Genomic DNA, 9,416 nt, shown 5'->3' on the forward strand with positions numbered 1-9,416 from the left:
AGGTAGCGGCTTTTTATATGAGGCCCTGGATTACAAATATAACGAGACCTTTTGGTTACGCAAGCTGCGATTTAGATCAATATAAATAAAGCCTTGAAATATTAATTTTCAAGGCTTTACATTTTTGAACCTAATTCGAAAAAAATTATCTTTTTTATTTATGATTTAATAAAAGCCAAAAGATCTTTATTAATGGTTGCAGCTTCTGTTGTTGGCATTCCGTGGGGGAAACCAGGATATGAAATAAGCTTTCCGTTTTTTACAAGCTTTACAGCCTTTACCGCTGTAAGGGCAAATGGAACAATCTGGTCATCCTCGCCATGCATAACAAGTACAGGAACATCCACGCTTTTAAGGTCCTCCGTAAAATCTGTTTCCGAAAAAGCCTTGATACAGTCATAATGCGCTTTTATTCCGCCCATCATGCCCTGGCGCCACCAGTTGTCCCTGATTCCCTGCGATATTTTGGCTCCCTCACGGTTAAATCCGTAAAAAGGCATGGTAAAATCCTGAAAATATTGTGGCCGGTGTGTTGCAGTGCCTTCGCGGATCTCATCAAATATGGACATTGGAATTCCGTCAGGATTGTTTTCGGTCTGTGCCATGATGGGCGTAACCGCACTGATCAACACAGCTTTGGCTACACGGCCTTTTCCATGCTTTGCAACATAACGGATAACTTCGCCACCACCTGTAGAATGGCCAATGTGCACAGCGTCTTTTAAATCAAGTGCCTGGGTAAGCTCGGCCACATCGGCTGCATAGGTATCCATATCGTGTCCATCTGCAGTTTGACCCGATCTTCCATGGCCCCGGCGATCATGGGCGATAACCCTAAATCCCTGCCCAAGGAAAAACACCATCTGTGCATCCCAGTCATCGCCTGATAAAGGCCAGCCGTGATGAAAAAAAAGCGGTTGTCCGGTTCCCCAGTCCTTGTAATAAATTTCAGTGCCGTCTTTTACTGTAATTTTACTCATTGTTGTTGATTTTGATTGTTGTGATTAATAAGGCTAATTCGATTATTGAAACATGTTAACAATATCACGCAGTTTTGGTTTTTACTATCTTTATAAAAATGCCCCGGCATAGCAACATGCATTTTCGCCAGTTAAAAACTTTACTTTAAGAGGTCTTGAACAGCGAAAACAGGTCAATACAAAAGTTCATAAAACATTTCAGGAATCACTTTCCGCTTAACAGCAGCAAACGTCAGGAATTGACGTCGCCTTTCACCCAACGTAATTTTATGTTCCATAAATCGGTTCGATTTTGGTCATGTCGGAGATACCTGGCAGATAATAAGATGCAAAATCCAGGTTCAGCTCTTGTATGCTTCTTTTTACTGTTTACAATTTCCTGTAAATAAGCGACATACAAAATTACTCCCCCTCCTCCAAACAACAACCAATCGGCTGATTTACAATAAATTACTTCACAAATCGCCTATCGCAGGTTTCCCGCTAAAAATATTTTAAATTATTTGAGTATAATAAATGCCATTGCCTGTCTATTTGATGACCTGTGGAAAGTAGTACTTGCTTTTGCCTGAATAGTTATAAAACAAATAACTACAAGGCACAAAAACGCTGTTTTCTAAATACATACACACCTGCTGTTTACGACTGACCTATTTTAATTGCGCCATCAAATCATCTTACGATGGCGATGTTCTTATACATGTATTTTTTTAGCCAATCCATAATAATCAAAGTTTAAACTAATTATTCACTATTTATGAACCTTTGTACCTATCTCACACCCCGGAAAAGAAAAAAAAGTTTATTTCTTTTCCTGCTTATTTTTGCTTGCCTCATAACCACAAGTAAAGTAACCCGGGCACAGACCTTTGTAAATCCCGGCGTTCCCTTTACCCAGGCAGACCTGGCTCAACTTAAGGCCAATAGGAATACAGAGCCCTGGCTTACGGGATATAACTCCCTCAAAGGCGATTCGCATTCGCAATTGAGCTATGGAATGAGAGGACCTTTTGCTACGGTAACCCGTGCACCCAATTTAAACAATCCGGCATGGCTGGATGATATGATCGCTATTCATAACCTGGCGTTCATGTATGTTTTTACAGGCGACTCCACATACGCCCGTAAAGCTACCAATATGCTGGATGCATGGGCGGTTACCAATACTACCTGGGGTGGCGGAGAAAATATGCTCGATATTGGCGACCGGGTAGCTTATTTTGTTGCCGGGGCCGATATTTTAAGAAGCACCTTCCCTGGATGGACAGCGGCTAACGATACCCATGTCAACAATTATTTCCGTAATGTTTTATTTCCAACTTCCTGGTCGCCTTACCCTACAAGGGATGCTAATAAAGGGGCTCTTCAAACTGCAATAGCAATTGGTATATCAGCCTATTTAAAAGATCCTGTTTTATGGCAGCAAGCCCTTGAGGTATACCGTATGGATGCCGGCGGCGGGTTGCGGAATAGCTTACCTAACGGCGAAGTAGGCGACTCCGGTCGTGATGACCACTGGTTTGAGCAGATCCAGGCGCTTGGGTGGAGTGCCGAAGTAGCCTGGAAACAAGGGGTTGACCTGTTTGCAGAATTTGATAATCGTTTGTTTAAAATCGGCGAATTATATAATCAGTATAGTCAGTCGCCTGCCGGTACCTTATCTTTTATACCATACGGAGCCTATGCCAGCTATTGGACCAATTGGGGAATCCCTCCCGGATTTGTTCACAGGCATCCGTTTAACAATATCATCAAGGGAGCATATGCACTCCGTAAAGGCATCCCAACACCATATACCGAGCAAATACGTGCGCTGGCAGGCGAAGATGGCTTTTCGTTTTTGTATTTAAAATCTTCCGATACCTCGCATGCCACACCTTTAACGCCGGTTGTTTACCCTACCGATAATGTGCAGGCGGTGAGTAACGTAACCAATCTGGATATCGGTAATACCGGGCTGGCAGGCAGCGCTTCGTTGAACAACGGGGTCTGGACAGTTAATTCTGCCGGAACTTCTACCAGTAATGCCTTCAGCTTCAATTTTAAAAAGATCAGCGGCAATGCTGGCCTGGTCGTAAAAGTTAACAGCGTGTCGCTCAATACCGGCGGCTGCGGCGTCATGTTACGTCAATCGCTGGCTGCTGGTTCTGCATTTTGGGATATTTTTCTCAACGCTACAGGCGGTATCGGCAATCATTGGCAGCCCAAAGCTCCCTGGTGGTTAAAAATCGAACGCGTAGGTACGCGTATATTCGCCTACCATTCGCAGGACGGTATTAACTGGACCAATCTTAGTTGTTGGTATTCTGCAACAGGTTTCCCAACCGATCTGTATGCCGGGTTTTATACCATCTCTGGTAATGCTTCGGCACTCAATACAGCCACGTTCAGCAATGTAGCTTATAGTCGAACTGCGCCGGCCGGCTCTCCGGATATCAGCAGTGCTACCACAGCCACAGCTACTATTAGCACACCTTTCAGTTATAATATTACCGCCAGTGCTAATCCAGCTTCTTATAGTGCCAGCGGCTTGCCAGCTGGGCTTAGCCTTGATGCGGCTACCGGTATTATTTCCGGCACACCTACTGCTTTAGGGCAAAGCGAAGTTGCCATAGCAGCTACCAATGCCAGCGGCACAGGTACGGCAACCCTCATCCTCAACGTTATCAATAACCAAACGCCCGCAGCGCCTGCTTCGGCCGCGGCATCGGTGGTTAACGCTACGCAAATTAAATTGACCTGGGCAGCTTCGGCCAACGCTTCCGGCTATTCGGTAAAACGTTCGCTAAGCCCCGGAGGTGCATATACAACAATCCAGGCAGGGGTTAGCGGTACCAGCTTTACTGATGCTTCTCCTGTGCCCGAAGTAAATAACTATTATATTATTACGGCCCTTACCGGGAATCTGGAAAGTGGTAACTCCAACGAGGTCTTTGCTTCAGTTCCGCCTGCGGCCCCTGCACAACCCACTGTTGTTAATAAAAACAAAGAAATTGATTTGAGCTGGACCACCGCCTCGGGGGCAGCAACCTATAATGTAAAAAGAAGCACCGTTAGTGGCGGCCCTTATACAACCGTAGCCAATGTGCCAGGTACCAGTTACGCCGATGTAAATGTAAGCAACGGAAGCCCTTATTATTACGTGGTTTCGTCAGTTGGGCAAACCAAAGAAAGCGCGAATTCTACTGAGGCATTCGGAGTCCCCGGGTCGGGTTCTTATACCTGGAAACCGGCTACCGAAACCGATTCATTAAAACTGGCTTCCAACTGGGTAGAGAATGCTATCCCGGCAAGCCCTGCCATTATAATGTTCAATGCATCGGCCGATACTATTTTGACTAATGACATTAAAGGGCTGGCGGTTGCGCGGATGCAATTTAATGCGGGCGCGAACAGTTATACCATATCCGGCGATACACTTCATTTAAAGAATGACCTGGTTAACAATGCCACAACTTCTCATACCCTGAGTACACCTGTTGTATTGGATACTTTACTCAATGTAAACACCGTAACCAGCGGTACGGTATCCCTCACCGGAGGGATAAGCGGAAACGGAAGTTTGCTTAAAAATGGTATAGGATATCTTTATATATCAGGAAACAATACTTACACCGGTACCACCACACTAAACGGCAACGGCCAAAGCTGGCCCCCTGTATATGGCTTGGAAGTTTCGGGCGCTGGTACCGGGACGCCTTCGGCGCCAACGTCCGGTCCGCTGGGCACGGGTAAGATCATTATGAACGGTGGGGCATTGTTCTCTGCAAATGGCGATGCAACCTTTTATAATGACTTTGAAATAGCTGCCGGTAAAACCAGTTATTTTTATCAAACCAGTAATGCAATAAACCTGCGGGGCAAGCTTTTGGGTAGCGGCACCATTATACAGGATGGAAACACTTACGCGGGCTTGCACCTTTTTGGCGATAACAGCAACTTTACCGGTACTTTTGTATCCAAATTACGTAGCGGTAACAACCGGGTGCGTTTTGAAGTACCAGAATCAGGCAGTGCAAAAGCTTACTGGAACCTGGATGCCAATGGTAACGACTGCCAGGGCATACTGTTCGCTACCGGTACCATCAGTTTTGGCGCACTTTCCGGCAGGGGGGCAATCCGGACAGATGCGGGAGGCAGTCCTACCATCAGCATTGGTGCATTAAACCTTAATACAAATTTTGGAGGCGTCATGTCGGGCTCAATGAACGTTGAAAAAGTAGGCTCGGGCGTACTTATTTTTAGCGGTAATAATTCATATGGCGGCACCACAACCATCAATGGCGGAAAATTCTTGCTTAATAACKATCCGTCATCCGGCGTATTTAACAGCGCGCTTACGGTTACAGCCGGTTCATTCGGCGGAACTGGTAAAGGTTCAGGATCAGTTACTATCGGAACCGGAAGCGGAACGGGGGCGGTACTTGAGCCCGGAAACCAGGCAATCGGTTCGCTGATAACCGGAGCCTTAACATTAAAGTCTGATGCTACCTACAATGCCGAAATTGATTTGGGAAGTGCTGCGGGAGATAAGATAACAGCTACTAGTGTGAGCCTGGTTAATAATCCTAAATTATCAGTAACGGGCATTGCCGGCACATTACCATCGGGCACATCTTATACCATTATTAATAATACAGGTAGCACCGCCATTGCCGGAACTTTTAAAGATTTGCCGGAATTGTCTTTGGTTACCGTGGGAGGCTACAATTTCCGGATAACCTATCAGGGAGGAACGGGCAATGATGTTCAGTTACTGGATGACCGCACTTTGCCCGTTACCATCACCAGTTCATTAACCGACACTGTTGTAGTCGGAAAGTCTTTTAATTATACTATCGGGGCAATCAAATCGCCCAATAGTTTTTCGGCAAGCGGGCTTCCTGCCGGGCTGAATATTAATACAAATACGGGGGTAATTTCAGGTGCTCCAACCCAAACCGGTGTTTTTTCTGTCACCCTAACTGCATCAAACGGAAGCACTGCGGATACCGCAGCTCTTGCTTTAACCGTTCAAAGCAACATCGTTAGCGGAATCCTGGTTGCAGCGGGAGATGCTAAAAACATTATAGAATGGGGGCCGATATCAAACTTTAGCTATAAAGTTAAACGTTCCACTACTTCCGGAGGGCCTTATATCACCCTTGGAAATGTTAGTACTACACAATATACCGATGCAAACGTGACTAACGGAAGCACCTATTTTTATGTGGTTACATCAATTGACAGTACTGCTGAAAGCCCAAACAGCATGGAAGTAATTGCGAAACCCAATATTGGCCAAAATGATTATTATAAATTTGATGAGCAAAGCGGCACCAAAGGGGTCGACGCCTGGGGCGCAAAACATGCTTCACTGGCGGCTACAGCCAACCGTGGTACCGGCAAGTACGGCCAATCGCTCCTGTTGGATGGAACGGCCAATGCTTATACAACGCTTCCATCGGGCATTATGAGTACGCTAAATGATTTTACCATTTCTACGTGGGTAAGAATGGACGCTATTACTACCTGGATGCGTGTATTTGATTTTGGGCAAAGCACTACTCAGTATATGTTCTTAACAGTCCAGGCAGCCGTGGTAAGCGGAAAATCAACTGTCCGTTATGCGATTAAAAACGGGTCTGCTGCCGAACAGAACCTGAATTTTAATTATACCTTCCCGCTCAATACCTGGACAAACCTGGCAGTAACAAGATCGGGCAGTACTTGTACTTTATATATCAACGGCGCAGCTGTAGCGTCCACCACAGCTATCAGTATCAAGCCATCGGCCCTGGGAACTACAAGTTTTAATTATTTAGGCAAATCGCAATTTTCGGGTGATCCTATGCTTAAAGGCTCAATTGACGCGTTTAAGATTTACAGCAGGGCATTAAGCGCCACGGAAATTGCTGCCGACCTTCTTAGCGATCAAACAATTACCTTTAACCTTATGACGCAGAAAGTAATGGGAGATACAGATTTTGCACCTCCTGCCATTGCGTCTTCGGGCCTTCCGCTAACATACACCAGTTCAGACACCACAATTGCAACCGTTGTTAACGGGAATGTCCATATTAAAGGAGCAGGAACGGCTGTCATTACCGCTTCCCAGGCCGGAAATACTGCTTATAAAGCGGCAACATCCATGAACCAAACTTTAACCGTAGTTAAAAAAGATCAAACAATAACTTTTAATACTTTAAGCCCTAAAACTGTTATCGATACTGATTTCTATACGGGTGCGGTAGTAAGCTCAGGCCTATTGGTATCTCACGCAAGCTCCGATACGACAGTTGCAACCGTCTTAAACGGGAAAATTCACATCAAAGGAGCAGGTACCACTGTTATTACCGCTTCACAAGCCGGGAATGCTACCTATCTTCCGGCAAGTTCGGTAAGTCAAAACCTTACAGTAAACAAACTGGCTCAAACTATAGCCTTTAATGTACTTCCCTCGAAAAATGTAAATGATATCGATTTTGATCCGGGTGCCACTGCAAGCTCAGGCCTATTGGTATCTTATGCAAGCTCCGATACGACAGTTGCAGCCATCTTAAACGGGAAAATTCACATCAAAGGTGCAGGTACCACTGTCATTACCGCTTCACAAACCGGGAATGCCACCTATCTTCCTGCAAGTTCGGTAAGCCAAAGCCTTACAGTAAACAAACTGGCTCAAATTATTACTTTCAATTCCCTGCCTGCTAAAAGACCAGGCGATGCTGATTTTAGTATTTCCGCAACTGCTTCATCGGGTCTGCCGGTAAACTTTGGCAGCAGTAATGCAAACGTTGCAACGGTAACCAACGGACTGGTTCATATTGTGGGAACCGGAACAACTGTTATCACAGCCAGCCAACCGGGCAACGCAACCTATAAAGATACTACGCTTAGCCGGACGTTGACGGTTATCCCGCTTAACCTGCAGGTACAATACCAGGATGGGGATACCGGGCTACTGACTAATAACATCGCCCGCCCATATGTGAAGGTAGTGAATGCCGATTCTGTTGGCGTAGCCTATAGTGAGTTAACCATGCGTTACTGGTTCACTGCAGAGAATTATGCCGGCATGAATACCTGGATAGATTACGCACAGCTGGGGAACAGCAATGTAAAAATGAAATATGTTCCGTTGGATCAGCCCCGGAATGGCGCCCTGGGTTATGTGGAATATAGTTTCACTGCAACAGGGAACCTGGGCGCTAACAGCAATACCGGGCAAATACAATCCAGGTTTGCCAACCAGGACTGGGGAYTGYTGAACGAGGCGGATGATTATTCCCATCAAAGCAATACCRGCAGCTATGCTAATAACAACCATATCACGCTTTACCGCAACGGGATGCTGATATGGGGAACYGAGCCARCTGYTGCTACCCCRCTTACCAGCCTGAACGTGTTTTACCAGAATCAAAACACAGSKACCARCGGCAATRCCATCAGCACCTACCTGGCWATTAATAATACCGGGAATGTACCGGTAGCTTTTGGCGACATTACTGCCCGTTACTGGTTTACCAAAGACGGCACACARAGCCTGAACTACTGGATAGATTATGCTAAAAAAGGCAGCGGTAACATCAGCGGYAAYTTTGTAYCMYTARGTACTKCGCTTACCGGGGCCGATACTTATTTGGAGYTTGCGGTAAATTCCTCAGYSGGGACCCTTTATCCTTTAAGTTCATCGGGCAATATCCAGTACCGTATTRYCAAARCAGACTGGTCGAACTTTAATGAACTGAATGATTACTCCTACCTGGCCAAAGATGTGATGAAGGAGAATAACCACATTACGGTTTATTATAAAGGGCAGCTGATTTACGGAACAGAACCTTCAGCAGGCTCCATGTCATTAAAGAGCGCCCCGCTGGCCGTGGCTCCGCCGCAGCGCGACATCAGCAATGAAGGAATTGTAGTACACCAGGGGCTTTCTCCAAACGGGGACGGCATTAACGATGTGCTGATCATAGACGGCTTAACCGCCTACCCGGATAATAAATTAACGATCATGAACCGCAGTGGTGTTAAAATATTTGAAGCAAAAGGCTATGATAACAGCTCCAGGGTATTTGACGGGCATTCCAGCATAGGTGGTGCCATGCAACAGCCGGGCACCTATTTTTACACGCTGGAATATAAGAAGGGTGAAGAAAATAAACATAAAACCGGTTTCATCATCATTAAATACTAATAGCACTGCATGATCCCGGATATGAATAAAATTTATAATAACAAGAAACCCCTGCTTGTTGCATTAAGCCTGTGCCTGTTACTCATAGTAACAGGCAACAGCGCTGTTGCACAGCAGCAGGCCTTCAGTTATACCCAGTACATGGATAACTTAACACCGTTTAACCCGGCCTATTCGCTTTTGGATAAAGTAGGCTCAATTCATACCCTGGCACGCAAGCAATGGGTAGGGATAGACGGGGCGCCGGTAACCTACCT

At 45.8% G+C, this 9,416-nt stretch carries 3 protein-coding genes; 2 read left to right on the plus strand and 1 reads right to left on the minus strand.

What is annotated here, in order from left to right:
* Window positions 1-158 precede the first annotated feature (158 nt).
* Window positions 159-980, minus strand: coding sequence for an alpha/beta fold hydrolase (locus AC1DPZ_RS04660; RefSeq protein WP_477401578.1), 822 nt, complete (start codon window positions 978-980; stop codon window positions 159-161).
* A gap of 757 nt (window positions 981-1,737) precedes the next feature.
* Between AC1DPZ_RS04660 and AC1DPZ_RS04665 the strand changes: the two genes are divergently transcribed.
* The gene (locus AC1DPZ_RS04665) at window positions 1,738-9,159 is read left to right on the plus strand and encodes a cellulose binding domain-containing protein (protein WP_477401579.1); all 7,422 of its coding nucleotides are present in this window, start codon (window positions 1,738-1,740) and stop codon (window positions 9,157-9,159) included.
* A 21-nt stretch (window positions 9,160-9,180) separates the two neighbouring features.
* The coding region (locus tag AC1DPZ_RS04670) for a type IX secretion system membrane protein PorP/SprF (protein ID WP_477401581.1) at window positions 9,181-9,416 on the plus strand (236 nt) is incomplete at its 3' end.

Source organism: Mucilaginibacter sp. P4_G9 (assembly GCF_056400985.1).